14 protein-coding genes are annotated in these 16,501 nt (G+C 68.7%); 10 read left to right on the top strand and 4 right to left on the bottom strand.

Features of this window, described 5'->3' with window-relative positions; translation table 11 throughout:
- Positions 1-58: 58 nt before the first annotated feature.
- Entirely contained in the window at positions 59-532 is a 474-nt protein-coding gene (locus ACTWQD_RS09970) for an Lrp/AsnC family transcriptional regulator (RefSeq protein WP_066434670.1), read from the bottom strand.
- Positions 533-728: 196 nt separating this feature from the next.
- Between ACTWQD_RS09970 and pdhA the strand changes: the two genes are divergently transcribed.
- The 3 genes from pdhA to ACTWQD_RS09955 are packed head-to-tail and all read left to right on the top strand — an operon-like array spanning position 729 to position 4,320.
- Positions 729-1,907, top strand: coding sequence for a pyruvate dehydrogenase (acetyl-transferring) E1 component subunit alpha (gene pdhA / locus ACTWQD_RS09965; RefSeq protein ID WP_443195980.1), 1,179 nt, complete (start codon positions 729-731; stop codon positions 1,905-1,907).
- Entirely contained in the window at positions 1,907-2,917 is a 1,011-nt protein-coding gene (locus tag ACTWQD_RS09960) for an alpha-ketoacid dehydrogenase subunit beta (protein ID WP_443195979.1), read from the top strand. Before pdhA ends, ACTWQD_RS09960 begins: the two co-directional genes overlap by 1 nt.
- A complete protein-coding gene (locus ACTWQD_RS09955) occupies positions 2,914-4,320 on the top strand; it encodes a dihydrolipoamide acetyltransferase family protein (protein WP_443195978.1) in 1,407 nt (468 codons plus the stop codon). The genes ACTWQD_RS09960 and ACTWQD_RS09955 overlap by 4 nt, the downstream gene beginning before the upstream one ends.
- 711 nt (positions 4,321-5,031) lie before the next feature.
- Here the strand turns inward: ACTWQD_RS09955 and ACTWQD_RS09950 are convergent.
- Positions 5,032-5,661, bottom strand: a complete 630-nt coding sequence (locus tag ACTWQD_RS09950) for an SACE_7040 family transcriptional regulator (protein WP_443195977.1) — start codon at positions 5,659-5,661, stop codon at positions 5,032-5,034.
- Between the two features lie 145 nt (positions 5,662-5,806).
- Here ACTWQD_RS09950 and ACTWQD_RS09945 point away from each other — a divergent pair, with 145 nt between their 5' ends.
- From ACTWQD_RS09945 to ACTWQD_RS09915, 7 genes are all read left to right on the top strand, one after another.
- Positions 5,807-7,414, top strand: a complete 1,608-nt coding sequence (locus ACTWQD_RS09945; RefSeq protein WP_443195976.1) for a carboxyl transferase domain-containing protein — start codon at positions 5,807-5,809, stop codon at positions 7,412-7,414.
- Positions 7,415-7,424: 10 nt separating this feature from the next.
- Positions 7,425-9,707, top strand: a complete 2,283-nt coding sequence (locus tag ACTWQD_RS09940; protein WP_443195975.1) for an acetyl/propionyl/methylcrotonyl-CoA carboxylase subunit alpha — start codon at positions 7,425-7,427, stop codon at positions 9,705-9,707.
- Positions 9,708-9,790: 83 nt separating this feature from the next.
- The gene (locus ACTWQD_RS09935) at positions 9,791-10,954 is read left to right on the top strand and encodes an acyl-CoA dehydrogenase family protein (protein WP_066434689.1); all 1,164 of its coding nucleotides are present in this window, start codon (positions 9,791-9,793) and stop codon (positions 10,952-10,954) included.
- Positions 10,955-10,993: 39 nt separating this feature from the next.
- Complete coding sequence (locus tag ACTWQD_RS09930) at positions 10,994-11,800, top strand: CoA transferase subunit A (protein ID WP_443195974.1); 807 nt, start codon at positions 10,994-10,996, stop codon at positions 11,798-11,800.
- Positions 11,801-11,803: 3 nt separating this feature from the next.
- On the top strand, positions 11,804-12,565 hold the full coding sequence (locus ACTWQD_RS09925) for a CoA transferase subunit B (RefSeq protein ID WP_443195973.1): 762 nt from the start codon (positions 11,804-11,806) through the stop codon (positions 12,563-12,565).
- Positions 12,562-13,125 (top strand): MaoC family dehydratase, encoded by a 564-nt coding sequence (locus ACTWQD_RS09920; RefSeq protein WP_443195972.1) that lies wholly within the window; start codon positions 12,562-12,564, stop codon positions 13,123-13,125. Before ACTWQD_RS09925 ends, ACTWQD_RS09920 begins: the two co-directional genes overlap by 4 nt.
- Positions 13,126-13,129: 4 nt before the next feature.
- The gene (locus tag ACTWQD_RS09915; RefSeq protein ID WP_443195971.1) at positions 13,130-13,963 is read left to right on the top strand and encodes an HpcH/HpaI aldolase/citrate lyase family protein; all 834 of its coding nucleotides are present in this window, start codon (positions 13,130-13,132) and stop codon (positions 13,961-13,963) included.
- 106 nt (positions 13,964-14,069) lie between these two features.
- Here ACTWQD_RS09915 and ACTWQD_RS09910 read toward each other — a convergent pair whose 3' ends face one another.
- A complete protein-coding gene (locus tag ACTWQD_RS09910; protein ID WP_443195970.1) occupies positions 14,070-14,801 on the bottom strand; it encodes a response regulator in 732 nt (243 codons plus the stop codon).
- Positions 14,798-16,378 (bottom strand): ATP-binding protein, encoded by a 1,581-nt coding sequence (locus tag ACTWQD_RS09905; protein ID WP_443195969.1) that lies wholly within the window; start codon positions 16,376-16,378, stop codon positions 14,798-14,800. Before ACTWQD_RS09905 ends, ACTWQD_RS09910 begins: the two co-directional genes overlap by 4 nt.
- Positions 16,379-16,501 lie beyond the last annotated feature (123 nt).

Raw genomic sequence — 16,501 nt, 5'->3', positions numbered from 1 at the left:
CCGCACGGGGGCTCCTGCCGTTGTGTCCGGGAACCCTGCGGCTCCCGCGGGCCGCCCGTCAGCCTTCGGCCGAGCCGCGTTCCAGCAGCGGCTGGATCCGGAACGGGATCATCTCGCTCATGGCCAGGGCCGTGTCCGTCCGGTCCACGCCGTCGCAGGCCAGGATCTTGCCGTTGATCCGGAACAGGTCCTCGGCGTCGAGCGCCACCACCCGGAGCAGCAGGTCGGCCGAGCCGGTCAGGCCGTACCCCTCCAGGATCTCCGGAATATCGGCCAGCTCTCCGGCCAGCCGGCCCAGCTTCTGCTGCTGGACGTGCACCGAAATGAAAGCCATCAGCGGGTAGCCCAGCGCGGCCGGATTGATGCGGCGCTCAAAGGAGAGGAACACGTGCTTCTTCTCCAGCTGGGCCATCCGGGCCTGCACGGTATTCCGCGACAAACCCAGCTTCTGGGCCAGCGCCACCACGGTCCCGCGGGGGTCCCGGGCCATGGCCGACAACAGTCGGGTGTCCGTGCCATCCAAAGGTTGCATAATGCGCAAGATTAGCACGGTGCCAGCGCGCCCGGCGGTGCAGAATGCTCAATTTAGCCGCGGGTGGTTGTACCCAATGGGCATTGTGAGTAGGGTCACAACTATCCGGGGCAACGGCGCCCGGGCGGCCGGTGTGCACCGGGATCACGAGTCCCTGCGAGCAGCGGTCAGACGACGTCAGAAGGTGCGGACAACTGTGTTTACCGACGACGCGGGCAAGGGCGGCATTTCCGCCGGGTGCCCCGGGAACAGTGCAGAATCAAACAGGCGGACGGGCGGGGACCTCGTTCAGCTCATCACCCCCGGGGGTGAACGCGTCAGCCATCCCGAGTTCGATCCTTGGCTGCAGGACGTCACCGACGAACAGCTGGGCGCGCTCTACCAGGACATGGTGGTCATCCGCCGGATCGACGCCGAAGCCACGGCCCTGCAGCGCCAGGGTGAACTCGCCCTCTGGCCGCCGCTGCTGGGCCAGGAGGCGTCCCAGATCGGCTCGGCCCGGGCCCTTCGCGACGACGATTTTGTCTTCCCCAGCTACCGCGACAACGGCGTCGCCTACTGCCGCGGGGTCAACCCCGAGGACATCGTCAAGGCCTGGCGGGGCAACGCGCTGGCCGGCTGGGACCCCTACACGGTCAACGTCGCAACACAGCAGATCATCATCGGCGCCCAGACCCTGCACGCCACCGGCTACGCGATGGGGATCCAGAACGACGGCGCCGATTCGGTTGCGGTGGCGTACTTCGGCGACGGCGCCACGAGCGAGGGCGACGTCAACGAGGCCCTGGTATTCGCGGCCAGTTTCCAGGCCCCCGTGGTCTTCTTCTGCCAGAACAACCACTGGGCCATTTCCGAGCCCGTCCGGCTGCAGTCCCACATCCAGATCGCGGACCGGGCCGCCGGCTTCGGCATCCCCAGCATGCGCGTGGACGGCAACGACGTCCTGGCCGTGATGGCCGCGACCCGCATTGCCCTCGACCGGGCCCGCCACGGCGGCGGACCCACCTTCATCGAGGCCGTCACCTACCGTATGGGCCCGCATACGACGGCGGACGACCCCACCCGGTACCGGGACGCCAACGAACTTGAGGACTGGGCCGCGAAGGACCCGATCGCCCGGCTGAAAACGCTGCTGGAGCGCAAGGGGCTGCTCACCGCGGACCTCGAAACCGCCGTCGCCGGCGCAGCGGATGCCGTGGCCAAGGCGCTGCGCTCCGGCACCATCAACATGCCCGACCCTGCGCCGATGGACATTTTCAAGCACGTCTACAGCACGCCCAACTCCTCGCTGGACCGGCAGCAGGACCACTATTCCCGTTACCTGGCTTCCTTCGGCGATCCCGCAGAAGCCGCCACTGAAGAAGGTGCACGCTGATGACGCAGATGACCTTTGCCCGAGCCATCAATTCGGGCCTCCGCAAATCCCTCGAGAATGATCCCAAGGTAGTCCTCATGGGCGAGGACATCGGCGCGCTCGGCGGCGTCTTCCGCGTCACGGACGGGCTGCAGAAGGACTTCGGCAAGCACCGCGTCGTGGATACCCCGCTCGCCGAGTCCGGCATTATGGGCACCGCCGTCGGACTTGCCTACCGCGGCTACCGCCCGGTGGTGGAGATCCAGTTCGACGGCTTTATCTACCCGGCCTTCGACCAGATTGTCAGCCAGGTCGCCAAGATGCACTACCGCACCCAGGGCGCGGTCAAGATGCCCATCACCATCCGTGTGCCCTTCGGCGGCGGCATCGGTTCACCCGAACACCACTCCGAATCACCCGAGGCCTACTTCACCCACACCTCGGGCCTGCGCGTTGTGTCCGTCTCCAACCCGCAGGACGCCCACACCATGATCCAGCAGGCCATCGCCTCCGACGATCCCGTCCTTTACTTCGAGCCCAAGCGCCGCTATCACGACAAGGGCGAGGTGGACGAGACCCTTGACCTCGGCGCCGCCCTGTCCCTGGAGAAGGCCCGCGTTGTCACCGAAGGCACCGACGTGACCCTGGTGGCCTACGGCCCGCTGGTCAAGACCGCCAAGGACGCCGCGCTCGCAGCCGCGGACGAGGGTGTGTCGGTCGAGGTCATTGACCTGCGCTCGCTCGCCCCCGTGGACTTCGCCACCCTGGAAGCCTCGGTCCGGAAGACCGGCCGGCTCGTCATCACACACGAGGCCTCGCAGACCGGCGGCATCGGTGCCGAAGTGGCCGCCAGCATCACTGAACGCTGCTTCTACTACCTTGAGACCGCTCCGGTCCGCGTCACCGGCTTCGATGTCCCGTACCCCTACTCAAAGCTTGAAATGCACCACCTCCCGGGTCTGGACCGGATCCTGGACGGCGTCGACCGTGCCCTGGGCCGCCCCAACTCCCTGAGCGGGCTGGAAGGATGAGCGCCACCATGATCAAGGAATTCAAGCTGCCGGACCTCGGCGAGGGTCTCACTGAATCGGAAATCGTCGCGTGGAAGGTTGCGGTGGGGGATACCGTCGCGCTCAACCAGATCATCGCGGAGGTGGAAACGGCCAAGGCCGTGGTGGAGCTGCCCTCGCCGTTTGCCGGCGTCGTTGCGGCCCTGCACGAACAGCCCGGCACCGTCGTCGAGGTGGGCAAGCCTATTGTTTCCTTCGAGGTTGAAGGCGACGACGGCGGTACCGCCGCAGGTGGCGCAGGTGCCGCTGCCGGTTCCGATGCCGGGGCGCCGGCCAAACGCGAACCGAACCTGGTGGGCTACGGCGCCGTCCTGGAGAGTTCCGGCCGCCCGGCCCGCCGCGCCCGCAATTTTGCCGCGCCGGCGGTTCCGGCGGCCGCCGCCGCACCCGCTCCCGTGACAGCGCCGGCCGCCGCACCCGCTCCCGTGATCGAGCCGGTGGCAGCCGTTGCCGCCCCACCGCTGCTGTCCGAACGCCCGCGGTCCACGCCGCCGGTGCGGAAGCTGGCCAAGGACCTCGGCGTCGACCTGGCTGCCGTCACCGGCACCGGGGAGCACGGGCTGATCACCCGGGATGACGTCCGCAACTTCGTCGGCGGGGGAGACCTGCCCGTCGCGCCGCAGGACCTGGCCGGGGTCGCCCCGCAGTCCGCTGCGGACGGCGAACGGGAGACCCGGACCCCCATCAAGGGCGTGCGGAAGCACACCGCTGCCGCCATGGTCTCGAGTGCCTTCACCGCGCCGCATGTCACGGAGTTCCTGACTGTTGACGTCACGCCCACCATGGAGCTGCTGGCAAAGCTCAAGGCCAGCCGGGCGTTTGCCGGCTACAAGCTCACGCCGCTGACCCTGGTGTCGAAGGCTGTCCTCATCGCCCTGCGCAACCACCCCACGCTCAACTCGCGCTGGGATGAGGCGAGCCAGGAGATTGTCCAGTACAACTACGTGAACCTGGGCATCGCGGCTGCCACCCCGCGGGGCCTCACCGTGCCGAACATCAAGGACGCCCACCGGATGTCGCTGCTGGAGCTCTCCACGGCGCTGACCGCGCTGACGGACACGGCCCGGGCGGGCAAGACCGCCCCGTCCGAGCTGTCCGGGGGCACCATCTCCATCACCAACATCGGTGTTTTCGGCATCGACGCCGGCACCCCCATCCTCAACCCGGGCGAGGCCGCCATCCTGGCCCTCGGCGCCGTGCGGAAGATGCCGTGGGAGTACCAGGACGAGGTGGCGCTGCGCCAGGTCATGACGCTCAGCCTCTCCTTCGACCACCGCCTGGTCGACGGCGAACAGGGCTCGCGTTTCCTGCAGGACCTCGGCGCCATGCTCTCCGACCCGGGCATGGTTCTCGCAATGGTCTAGAACTACCGACTCACGGCCGCCGGCTGCCCCCTTGGGCGGCCGGCGGCTTTGCTGTACGGCGGGTTTGCTCTAGGGCGGGTTTGTCCGTCCGGGGGCACTTTGGGCCCCGATTCCGACGTTGGCGCCCTGGTTGCCGGTGTGTCCGCGCCAATGTGCCCCGCGCCGACGGGCACCCAGGCGGACACCTTGGGGAGCCGGCTACCGCGGCCCGGGCGCCACTGTCGTCGAGTGCCTGGTTTTGCGGCTGGTCAGCTGCCGTTCGGGGGCACTTTGGGGACGGATTCCGACGTCGGCGCCTGAGTTGCAGGGCGTGTCCGCGCCACTGCGCCCCGCGCCGCCAGCACCAAGTCAGACCCTTGGGGGAGCCGTAGGCCCTGCCAAGTGCCGCCGTCGAGTTTCCTGCTGGTCATCTGCCGACCGGGGGCACATTGGGGAGGATTCCGACGTCGGGGGCTAAGTTGCCGGCGTGTCCGCGCCAATGTGCCCCTGGAGCGCCGATGGGCGCGAGTCGCAAACCTTGGGGAGCCGCGGGCCCTGCCCCGACGCCGCCGTCGTTGAGTGCCTGGGTAGACCGTGGTTCTGCGTTTGCGCCGGGGCCCCCGTCCGTCCGGGGGCACTTTGGGGACGGATTCCGACGTCGGCGCCCTGGTTGCCGGCGTGTCCGCGCCAATGTGCCCCCGGAACGCCGGCCCTGCCGGGCTGCGGGCCGGGCTACTCGGGAGCGGCCGGGGCCATGAGGGCCGCGAGCGCCATGCTCTGCAGGAGCGGCCGGGCGCGCTTGACCGCAATCCGCCGCCCATGGCTGCGTACCGAGTGCGGGGTGGAGTTGATCAGGCCGAACGTGGCGTGGGCCCGCATCCGCAGTTCGGCGGCCTCGGTCCCGGGGTGCAGCGCGGCCAGGACGTCGACCCAGAGCTCCACATAGTTGCGCTGCAGGGTGCGGACCTCGGCCTGGTCGTCGTCGGCGAGGTTGCTGAAATCCTGGTCCTGCACGCGGATGACGTCGGGGTTGCTGAGGGCGAAGTCCACGTGGAATTCCACCAGCCGGTGCAGCGCCGCGGACGCGCCGCCGGAATCGGCAACCACCCGCCGGCCGCCGTCGAGCAGTTCCTGGCTGACGCTCAGCAGGAGCGCGCCCAGGACGGCCTGCTTGCCGGCGAAGTGGCGGTACACGGCCGGGCCGCTGACGCCGGCAGCCGCGCCGAGGTCCTCGAGGGACACGCGGTTGAACCCGTCGACGGCGAACAGGGCGGCGGCCGAGGACAGCAGCGCCTGGCGGCGGTTCTCCTTGGCCTGGCCGCGCTGCGTGGTCGGAAGCTCGGTCACCGGCGCATCCCTCATCTCGACTTATCAGCCCAGGCAGGCCGTGTTGGACATCACAGTTAATAGAGACTAACCTAAATCTCAGTTACGCGGTACTAACCGAAATGGCTGGGACGGGCGCAGGTCAGGTCCCCAGCATGAAGGCCCAGAACGGAAGCAGTCAATGGAGACAATCGCCAGCCAGGTGGACGCCGCGAGCGCCGCCTACGCCGCGAACCGCGAGGCCCAGCTGGTGCTGGCCCGCGAGCTGAAGGAACGCCTCGCCACGGCCGCGCTGGGCGGGCCGCAAAAGTCCCGGGAGCGGCACGTGGCCCGCGGCAAACTCCTGCCCCGCGAGCGCATCGACCAGCTACTCGACGACGGAAGCCCGTTTCTCGAGATCGCCCCGCTGGCCGCCGACGGCATGTACGACGGCGATTCGCCCGGCGCCGGCGTTATTGCCGGGATCGGGCTGGTCCACGGCCGCCAGGTCCTGGTGATCTCCAACGACGCCACCGTCAAGGGCGGCACCTACTACCCGATGACGGTCAAGAAGCACCTCCGTGCCCAGGAGATCGCGCTGGAGAACCGGCTGCCCTGCATCTACCTGGTGGACTCCGGCGGGGCTTTCCTGCCCAAACAGGACGAGGTGTTCCCGGACAAGGAGCACTTCGGCCGGATCTTCTTCAACCAGGCCAAGATGTCCGCGGTGAAGATCCCGCAGATTGCCTCGGTGATGGGCTCCTGCACGGCGGGCGGCGCCTACGTGCCCGCCATGAGCGACGAGACCGTGATCGTCCGCAACCAGGGCACCATCTTCCTGGGCGGTCCGCCGCTGGTGAAAGCCGCGATCGGCGAGATCGTCACCGCGGAGGAGCTCGGCGGCGGCGACGTGCACTCGAAGATCTCCGGCGTGACGGACCACCTGGCCGAGAACGATGAGCATGCCCTCCAGATCGTCCGCGACATCGTCTCCACCCTGCCGAAGCCGGCCGCCCCCGCCTGGGACATCGACACCGTCGTCGAACCGGTTGCCGACCCGGAGGAGCTGTACGGCGCCGTCCCCACCGACGTCAACGCCCAGTACGACGTCCGCGAGGTGATCGCCCGGCTGGTGGACGGCAGCCGCTTCCACGAATTCAAGAAGAACTACGGCACCACCCTGGTCACCGGCTTCGCCAGGCTGCACGGCCACCCGGTGGGCATCGTGGCGAACAACGGCGTGCTCTTCAGCGAATCTTCGCTCAAGGGCGCCCACTTCATCGAGCTCTGCGACCAGCGCGGCATCCCGCTGATCTTCCTGCAGAACCTCTCCGGCTTTATGGTCGGCAAGGATTACGAGCAGAGCGGCATCGCCAAGAACGGCGCCAAGATGGTCACCGCCGTCGCCACCGCCCGCGTGCCCAAGCTGACCGTGGTGATCGGCGGCTCCTTCGGCGCCGGGAACTACTCCATGTGCGGGCGGGCCTACTCGCCGCGCTTCCTCTGGATGTGGCCGGCCTCCCGGATCTCCGTGATGGGCGGGAACCAGGCCTCCAGCGTGCTCGCCACCGTCAAGCGGGACCAGTTCGAGGCCCGCGGCGAGGAATGGTCCGCCGCCGACGAGGAGGCGTTCAAGGCCCCGATCAAGGCCCAGTATGAGGACCAGGGCAGCCCCTACTATTCCACCGCCCGCCTCTGGGACGACGGCGTGATCGACCCCGCGGACACCCGCACCGTCCTGGGACTGGCGCTCGACGTCGTCTCCCGCACCCCGCTGCCGGAGACCTCCTTCGGCCTTTTCCGGATGTGAGCCAGCAGCCATGACCATTTCTTCCCCGACTGACACCCCGCTGACAGCCCCGACTGAAGCTTCCCCGACGCCGGAGGGCGGCAAGCCGCTGTTCGGCACCGTGCTCGTCGCCAACCGCGGCGAGATCGCCTGCCGCGTGATCCGCACGCTGCGCGCCCTGGGCATCCGCTCGGTGGCTGTCTATTCCGACGCCGACGCCGGGGCCCGGCACGTGCGCGAGGCGGATGTCGCCGTGCGGATCGGCCCGGCGGCCGCGGCCGAGAGCTACCTCAAAATCGAGGCCATCATCCAGGCCTGCCGCGAGACCGGAGCCGAAGCCGTGCACCCGGGCTACGGCTTCCTGAGCGAGAACGTTGACTTCGCCCGCGCCCTGGAGAAGGCGGACATCACGTTCATTGGCCCCGGCGTCGAATCCCTCAACGTCATGGGCGACAAGATCCGCTCCAAGAACCACGTCACCGGCTACGGCGTGCCCGTGGTTCCGGGCATCGCCGAACCCGGCATGACGGACGCGCAGTTGATCGACGCGGCGGCCGGCGTCGGGTACCCGCTGCTCATCAAGCCCTCCGCCGGCGGCGGCGGAAAGGGCATGCATATCGTCGAACGCCCCGAGGACCTCACGGACACCCTGGCCACCGCCCGCCGGGTCGCCGCCAGCGCCTTCGGCGACGACACCCTGTTCCTGGAGCGACTGGTGCTCACCCCGCGGCACATCGAGGTCCAGGTGCTGGCGGACAACCACGGCAACGTCATCCACCTGGGGGAGCGCGAGTGCTCCCTGCAGCGCCGCCACCAGAAGGTCATCGAGGAAGCCCCCTCGCCGCTGCTGGAGAACCTGCCCGACGGCGAGGCCATCCGCGCCCGGCTCGGCGAGGCCGCCTGCAACGCGGCCCGCAGCGTCAACTACTCCGGGGCCGGCACCGTGGAGTTCCTGGTCTCGGACAACGCCCCGGATGAGTTCTTCTTTATGGAGATGAACACCCGCCTGCAGGTGGAGCACCCCGTCACCGAGATGGTCACCGGCATCGACCTGGTCGAATGGCAGGTGCGCATCGCCGCCGGCGAGGAGCTCACCGTCCGCCAGGACGACGTCGTCCTCACCGGCCACTCGATGGAGGCCCGCGTCTACGCCGAAGTCCCGGAGAAGAACTTCCTGCCCTCCATCGGACAGGTCGTACTACTGGACGAGCTGCCCGGCCCCGCGCCGCGGCCCAGCGCCCCGGCCCGCAACGAAGTCGAAACGGCCGGCCACGGCCGCGTCCGGGTGGACTCGGCCCTCGTTCAAGGCCTGGAGATCTCGTCGAGCTATGACCCCATGATCTCCAAGGTCATCGCCTGGGGCGCGGACCGCACCGCCGCCCTGGAGACGCTGGACGGGGCGCTCGCCGGGTACACGGCGCTGGGCATCGACACCAACGTCGAATACCTGCGGCTGCTGATCAACGACGCCGACGTCCGCGCAGGACGGCTGGACACGGGCCTGATCGAGCGCAAGATGCCGGAATTCGGTTTCCGGCGGACGGACGACTTCGAACTGGTCGCCGCCGCTGTGTATGCCCTGGCCATGGAGGAGCACAACAGCGCCGCCGTTGACGGTCCCTGGCGGCGGCGGGACGGATGGCGCGTCGGCGCCCAGGCACCCAGAATGGTCACCCTGGGAACATCAGGCGGCGGCGTCACCTCCGTGTACATCCACGGCAGCGCAACCTCGGCCCAAGTGACCGTGGCGGTCGCGGACGGCCCGCAGCGCCGGGCGTCCCTGAAGTTCCGCGGGCGCGACGACGTGGTGCTGACCCTGGACGGGGCGGCCCGGACCTACCGCCTTGCGCCGGTCTACACCGGACCGGTCACACCCGCTTGGGATAACCCGACGCCGGGCGTCCCCACGGAGATCCTCCTCGGCAACGAGGGCTGGTCCTGCCGGCTCGAGGTGCTGACCCGCGAGGCCCGGCTGGCCCGGGTGCTGGCCGCCATCGAGAAAGAAGAAGGCGCCGCGGACCCCGCGGTGCGCTCGCCGATGCCGGGCACAGTGGTGTCCGTCTCCGTGAACAACGGGGATGCCGTCACCGCGGGGCAGGTCCTGCTCGCGGTGGAGGCCATGAAGATGGAGCACCAGCTCGTGGCGCCGCTGGACGGAACCGTCCACATCAGCGCCGCCTCCGGCGACCTGGTGAAGGCGGACCAGGTCCTCGCCACCATCCACCCCGCCCACTCAGGGGCAGCGGCTTCGCCGCAAAACGCAGCCGAGGACACCATCGAGGAAGCCGTCATCGCCATGGGCGCGGCGGACTAGATCCCCCAGTTTCACCGCATTTTCCAGACAGCACCACGTTCCCAGACAGCACCACGGACAGAATGACCGACAAAGGAGTCACCATGCCAGATTTTGAACTCAGCGAGGACTACCAGGACCTCAGCAACACCGTCCGCGAATTCGCCGACGAAGTGGTGGCCCCGGTCTCCGCCAAGCACGACGAGGAGCACAGCTTCCCCTATGAGGTTGTCTCCCAGATGGCGGACATGGGCCTGTTCGGCCTGCCCTTCCCGGAGGAATTCGGCGGCATGGGCGGGGACTACTTCGCGCTGGCCCTCGCCCTGGAACAGCTGGGCCGCGTGGACCAGTCCGTCGCAATCACCCTGGAAGCCGGCGTCTCCCTCGGGGCCATGCCGATCCACCGCTTCGGCAACGCTGCCCAGAAGGAGGAGTGGCTGCCGCTGCTGGCCTCCGGCAAGGCGCTCGCCGGTTTCGGCCTGACCGAACCGGAGGCCGGCTCTGACGCCGGCGGCACCAAGACCACCGCCAAGCTGGGTGGCGGCGAGTGGGTCATCAACGGCAATAAGGAGTTCATCACCAACTCCGGCACGGACATCACCCGGCTCGTCACGGTCACCGCGGTGACCGGCCAGGAGGAGCGCCCGGACGGCAGCATCAAGAAGGAAATCTCCACCATCCTGGTGCCCACCAACACCCCCGGCTTCAGGGCGGAGAAGGCCTACAACAAGGTCGGCTGGAACGCCTCGGACACGCACCCCCTGACCCTGGACAACGTCCACGTTCCCGAGGCAAACCTGCTGGGCACGCGGGGCCGCGGCTACGCCAACTTCCTCTCCATCCTGGACGAGGGCCGCATCGCCATCGCGGCACTGGCCGTCGGCGCCGCCCAGGGCTGTGTGGACCAGGCCGTGAAATACGCCAAGGAACGCAGCGCGTTCGGGCAGAACATCGGCAAGTACCAGGCCGTCGCGTTCAAGATCGCCCGGATGGAAGCCCGCGCCCACACCGCCCGGCTGGCCTACTACGATGCGGCCGCCCGGATGCTCGCCGGCAAGCCGTTCAAGACGCAGGCAGCCATCGCTAAGATGGTCGCAGGCGAGGCAGCCATGGACAACGCGCGGGACGCCACCCAGGTGTTCGGCGGCTATGGCTTCATCAACGAATTCACCGTGGCACGCCACTACCGCGACTCCAAGATCCTTGAAGTCGGCGAGGGCACCACGGAGGTCCAGCTGATGCTGATCGCCCGCGAACTGGGGCTCTGACCGGCCCGCTGGCCGCAACCGTCGAGAGAAGGATCAACGATGATTAACAAGGTTGTGGCCAGCGCTGCCGAGGCGGTGGCGGACATCCACGACGGTGCCTCGCTCGCCGTCGGCGGGTTTGGCCTCTGCGGGATCCCTGTGGCCCTCATCGAGGCCCTGCACCACAGCGGCGCCACGGACCTGGAGACCGTCAGCAACAACTGCGGAGTGGATGACTGGGGGCTCGGCATCCTGCTGAAGGACGGCAGGATCCGCCGCACCATCAGCTCCTACGTGGGGGAGAACAAGGAGTTCGCCCGGCAGTACCTCGCCGGCGAACTGGAGGTGGTCCTCACCCCGCAGGGCACGCTGGCCGAGAAGCTGCGTGCCGGCGGCGCCGGGATCCCGGCGTTCTACACCCCGGCCGGCGTCGGCACCCAGGTGTCCGACGGCGGCCTGCCGCAGAAGTACGACGCCGACGGCAACATCGCTGTCGCCTCTGAACCCAAAGAGGTGCGCAGCTTCCACGGCGCCGACTACGTCCTCGAGGAATCGCTCACCCCCGACTTCGGCCTGGTGCACGCCTGGAAGGGCGACCGCCACGGCAACCTCGTCTTCCACGCCACGGCGATGAACTTCAACCCGCTCTGCGCCATGGCCGGAAAGATCACCATCGCCGAGGTTGAGGAACTGGTGGAGCCGGGGGAGTTGGACCCCGAGCACGTCCACATTCCCGGCATCTTCGTCCAGCGTGTGGTGCTGGCCCCCGGCGCCGAGAAGCGGATCGAGAAACGGACGGTGGCCCTGGCGGCCCCGCCCGCCGGCACCGGAACCTCAGCCCCAGCCACCCACCAGTCAGGAGCCTAGGCCATGGAATCCAACAGCCTGCCGGAGCAACCGCCCCGCCCGGAAGCGGTGCGCCACGAATACCGGCCCGCCGCCGTCGAGCACCCTGCCGGTGTGGAGAGCAAGGGCTGGACGCGGAACGAACTGGCCGCGCGGGTGGCGAAGGAACTGCATAACGGGCAGTACGTCAACCTCGGCATCGGCATGCCCACCCTGATTCCCAACTACATCCCCGCCGGCGTCGAGGTGGTGCTGCACTCCGAGAACGGGATTCTGGGCGTCGGGCCCTACCCGGCGGAGGACGCGGTGGATCCGGACCTGATCAACGCCGGCAAGGAAACCGTCACGGTCAACAAGGGGGCCGCGTTTTTCGACTCCGCCGCCTCCTTCGGGATGGTCCGCGGCGGGCACGTGGACGTCGCGGTGCTCGGGGCGATGGAAGTTGCCCGGAATGGCGACCTGGCCAACTGGATGATCCCCGGCAAGATGGTTAAGGGCATGGGCGGCGCCATGGATCTGGTGTTCGGCGCCAAGAAGGTGATCGTGATGATGGAGCACATCGACCGGAACGGCCGGCCCAAGATCGTGGAACAGTGCACGTTGCCGCTGACCGGGAAAGGCTGCGTGGACCGGATCATCACGGACCTCGCGGTGATCGACGTGGTGACCGACGGCGGACAATCCCGGCTGGTGCTGCGCGAACTCGCCCCCAACGTGACGGCCGAGGACGTGGCGGCGGCCACCGGAGCCGAACTTTTCGAGGAAGACCAGGAACTGACGGTATGACAACTGAATCCCAGCCCACCACCGAACCCGGCGCCACCGAACCCCGCGCCACCGAGCCCCGCGTCATTGAACAGCGGGGTCTGTACTTCGATGAGCTCGAGGAGGGTGTGGTCTACGCGCACCGGCCCGGCCGGACCGTCACCGAGGCGGATAACGTCCTCTTCACCACCATGACCATGAACACCCAGGCGCTGCACCTTGACGCCGCGTGGAGCGCGGAGCAGCCCTTCGGCCAACGCCTCATGAACTCCATGTTCACCCTGGCCACCGTGGTGGGGCAGTCGGTGCCGCAGCTGACCCAGGGCACCATCATCGCCCAGCTGGGACTCACGGACGTGTCGTTCCCGCACCCGATGTACCACGGCGACACCCTCTACACGGAGACGGTGGTGACCGGAAAGCGCCTGTCCTCCTCCCGCCCCGGCCAGGGAGTTGTGACCATGAAGCACACCGGCCGGAACCAGCACGGCGACGTCGTCGCACTCGCCACGCGCAGCTGCCTGATGTGGACCCGGGAAGCGCACTCCGCTGACCAGAGCGCACACAGAGGGGCAGAATAGAGCCATGAGTTTCCTGATGGGCCCCGCCCTGCTGTTCTGCCCCGCCGACCGCCCGGAGCGCTACCAGAAGGCAGCCGAGCGCTCCGACGCCGTGATTGTGGACCTTGAGGATGCCGTCGCGCCGGCGGACAAGCAGCGGGCCCGCGGTGCGATCCTCGCCCAGCTCGGCGCCACCGGGGACGTCCCCGAGCTGGACCCCAGCCGCACCATCATCCGGATCAACCCCGCCGGCACGGAGGAGTTCGAGAAGGACCTCCACTGCCTCAAGCACACCCCATACCGGCACGTCATGCTGGCCAAGGCCGAGGGCGCCCACCAGCTCAAGGAGCTGGAGGGCTACAGCGTCATTGCGCTCTGTGAGACGGCGCTGGGGGTGGTCAACGCCGCCGCCATCGCGGCCGAACCCAACGTGGTCGGGCTGATGTGGGGCGCCGAGGACCTGCTCGCCTCGCTGGGCGGCACCTCCAGCAGAACGGACGACGGCGCCTACCGCGCGGTCGCGCTGCATGCCCGCTCCACGGTGCTGCTGGCCGCCCGCGCGTTCGGCAAGGAAGCCGTCGATTCGGTCTACGTCAACATCCCGGACCTGGACGGACTCGCCGTCGAGGCCCGCGACGCTGTCGCCTCAGGCTTCGGCTCGAAAGCGTGCATTCACCCGAACCAGGTGGCCGTGGTGCGCGGGGCCTACGCGCCGTCCGAGGCCGAGGTTGCGGCCGCCGCCGAACTGCTGGCCGCCGCGGCCGAGGCCGGCTCGGGTGTGTTCCAGTTCAACGGCAAGATGATTGACGGGCCCATCCTCAAGCACGCCGAATCCACCCTCCGCCGCGCCAGCCACTAGCGCCCGCTCCGGGGGCCGGCCCGCATGGTCGGGCTTCGTCGATTCACCACAAATGGCCGCTATGGAGGGTCTTTTAACGGCCCTTCGTGGCAAACGGATGACACGCTCAGCGCTTCCAGAGGTACCGGTTCTCCGGCCGGCCCGCAGCGCCGTAGCGGGGTGTGAGCCGGGCGAAGCCGTGGATCACCAGGTATTCGAGGTAGCGCCGCGCACTGACCCGCGAGAGCCCAAGCTGGAGCGCCATCCCGGCCGCGGAAACGTCCTCCGGGCTGGACTTGAGCGCCTCGATGACCGCATCCAGCGTGGGCCGCGACAGCCCCTTCGGCAGCCGGGCCGGGGCATCCGCCAAGGACCCCGCCGCCGGGGAGGCCACCGGATCCGCAGCGGCCCGGCGCGACGGCGCCACCAGACGGTCGATGCTGTCCTGGTCCAGCGGCCCGTCCGCCCCGCCCGCAGCCAGTTCGCGGCGCAGCTGCTGGTATTCGTCGAGCCGCTCGTTCAGGGCCTGGGACGTGAAAGGCTTCACCAGATAGTGCAGCACGCCGCCGGCCATGGCGCCGCGGACCGTGTCCAGCTCCCTCGAAGCCGTGATGACCAGGACATCCAGGGCCTGCTCGCGGCCGCGGAGCTGCCGGAGAACGTCCAGGCCGGACATGTCCGGAAGATGGATGTCCAGCAGGACCAGTTCCGGCCGCAGCTCGGCCGCCAGGTCGAGGCCCTGCTGTCCGGTGTGGGCGAGGCTAACGACGTCGAAGCCGCCGCGGGCCAGCAGGAACCCGTGGTGGATTCCGGCGACTGCCACGTCATCGTCAATGATGAGGGTGCGTATGGGGCTCATTGGTCTTGTAGTTCCGCCTCTTTTGTTTTCAGTACCACCGTAAAGCAGGCGCCGCCCCGTCCGGACGACGCCACCGATGCAGTGCCGCCCCGGCGCAGGGCCACGCGGTGGACCAGCGCCAGTCCGAAGCCGCGGGTGTTGATCCCTTCGGTCGGTTTGGTGGTCACCCCCGCTTCGAAGACGGCGGCGCGCTCAGGCACGGGGACGCCGGGCCCGTCGTCCTCGACCGTGATGGTGCGCCGGCCGTCGGGGGTTTCCTCCAGCCGGACGCCTATGGTGCTGTCATAGCCTGCGGCGTCCACCGCATTGTCGATCAGGTTCCCGAGGACGGTGATGACATCGCCGGTGCCATCAGGGGTGCAGGTCGACTCCGGGCTCACCAGGATCTCCACGCCCCGCTCGGCGCAGACAGTGGACTTCGCAATCAGCAGCGCCCGGACGTCGTGGTCGGTGATGCCTGCGGCCAGCGGGCGGTTGACGAAGGCCGCGTCGCTGTGGCTGCGGCCCAGGAACTCCACGGCCTTGGCATGCTCGCCGAGTTCCAGCAGGCCGGAGATCACGTGCAGTTTGTTGGCGAATTCGTGGGCCTGGGCCCGCAGTGCCTGCGTCACATCCAGGGCGCCGTCGCGGTCGCGGAGGATCGTGTGGAGCTCCGTCCGGTCGCGGAGGATCAGGACCTTGCCCACCTCCCGGCCGTCCACGGTGGCCGCGTTGACTTTGCCCAGCAGGATGCGCTCCCCGGAGAGCACCAGCTCCTCCGCAGCCGTCCCGGCGGTCAGCATCGCCCGGATCCCGGGCTCCAGGCATTCGCTGGCGGGCTGTCCGGTGACCTCCCCTCCCACGCCCAGCAGCCGGCGGGCTTCGTCGTTGACCAGCGCCACCTTCCCGTCGGCGTCGACGGCCACCAGCCCCTCGCCCAAGCCGTGCAGCATCGCGTCGCGTGTCTCCAGCAGGGCCGCAATATCTTCCGGCTCCAGCTTGTAGATCCGCCGCCAGACGAGCTTGGAGATGTACATCGCTCCGAGTGACCCGAGCAGCGCCGCTCCGAGGAGCCAGCCGAAGAGTTGCGGCAGATCCTCGTAGAGGTCCTCGGCCAGGGTGCTCTCCAGGACGCCCACCGAGGCTGAACCGATCACGGCGCCGGCGCCGTCGAAGACGGGAACCTTTACGCGCCAGGACTCGCCCAGTGTTCCTGTCTGGGTCCCGACGTAGATCTCGCCGGACAGCGGCACCGACGGATCCGTGGACACCGGCCGGCCGATCTCCGCCGGGTTCGGGTGGGACTGACGGACGCCGTTGCGGTCCGTCACCACCACATAGGTGACGTTGGAGGCCTGCCGGATGACTTCGGCGATGGGCTGGATGGTGGCAGACGGGTGCGGCGTGCCCAGGGCGTTCACCACGGAGGGCAGCCGGGCCACGCTCTCCGCCACCCCGATCAGCCGGCCTTTATAAGCGTCCCGGAGCTGCTGCTCCTGCATCCGGATGGTCACCACCCCCACCGCCGTCAGGACTGCCAGCACGATGGCGAGCTGCAGCGCCACCAGCTGGAAGCGTAAGGGGATCCTGTGAACCATGTCACAAGTTTCCCATCCTGCCGCCCGCATCACTGGCCAAATCCGGGCTCCGGGCCGTGACCAATATGACCACTACTACCTCTACGGCCAAATTCTGGCCCCCGGCCCGGGCCGCTCCTAGTC

It is taken from the genome of Pseudarthrobacter sp. 1C304 (assembly GCF_052245515.1).
GTDB lineage: Bacteria > Actinomycetota > Actinomycetes > Actinomycetales > Micrococcaceae > Arthrobacter.
This window is presented reverse-complemented; position numbering and strand designations above follow the sequence as displayed.